The organism is Escherichia sp. TW14182, from assembly GCF_000208525.1.
Classification (GTDB): Bacteria; Pseudomonadota; Gammaproteobacteria; order Enterobacterales; family Enterobacteriaceae; genus Escherichia; species Escherichia ruysiae.
Genome location: NZ_AEJZ01000438.1, coordinates 1 through 768, shown reverse-complemented (window position 1 = coordinate 768; position 768 = coordinate 1). Strand labels below are relative to the sequence as shown.

The window sequence follows — 768 nt, the reverse complement described above, 5'->3', positions numbered from 1 at the left end:
GTACCGCCTTCCATGCCGCTGACGCGGCATCAAAATATGCTAATATACGTTATACGTATTACTTATCAGGAACGTGAATTATGCATAAACGTATGACGATTACACTTGATGAAGCTGTTTATGAAGGACTGTACCGGACCGTGGGAAAACGCCGGATGAGTCAGTTCATTGAAGATTTGTTGCGTCCACATGTGGTGGATTCATCACTTGATGATGGTTATAAGGCTATGGCTGAAGATACAGAGCGGGAAACGCTTGCAATGGAATGGTGTAATGCACTGGCTGGAGATATGGCTGATGCGGCGCGGTGAAGCATGGTGGGTTGAATTTGAGCCTGCTATTGGCAGTGAAATACGCAAAACTCGTCCGGCTGTGATTGTGAGTAATGATGCGGCCAACAGGAACTTAGCCAGGGTCGTTGTGGTTCCTCTGACCAGCAACACTGAGCGACTGTATCCTGGTGAGGCGGTTGTTACTGTGGGAGGGCGACGCAGTAAAGCTATGGCTGACCAGATTATGGCTGCGGATAAGTCCCGACTCAAAGCGCATATTGATACGCTTTCAAAAGCCGATATGCTGTTGGTCGAGGATGCGATTAAAATCCATCTGGCTTTACCCAGGTAGGGGGCCGGGCCGGAACCCTGGATTTTTCCGCGACCAGTTTTTACGGGAGTGTCACACAAACGACCGGTTGAGTGACCGTAACCTAAATAACGATTTCGTCACATAACCCGTCACCTGTTCATCGATAGGAATTTAAAACCCGGA

At 48.7% G+C, this 768-nt stretch carries 2 protein-coding genes; both read left to right on the top strand.

Annotated elements, in window-relative coordinates; translation table 11 throughout:
• Positions 1 to 80 precede the first annotated feature (80 nt).
• Positions 81 to 311: a DUF8778 family protein gene (locus EQY_RS0122910; protein ID WP_000549550.1), complete on the top strand. Its 231-nt coding sequence runs from the start codon at positions 81 to 83 to the stop codon at positions 309 to 311.
• On the top strand, positions 298 to 624 hold the full coding sequence (locus tag EQY_RS0122905) for a type II toxin-antitoxin system PemK/MazF family toxin (protein WP_001252476.1): 327 nt from the start codon (positions 298 to 300) through the stop codon (positions 622 to 624). The genes EQY_RS0122910 and EQY_RS0122905 overlap by 14 nt, the downstream gene beginning before the upstream one ends.
• The last annotated feature ends 144 nt before the right edge of the window (positions 625 to 768 follow it).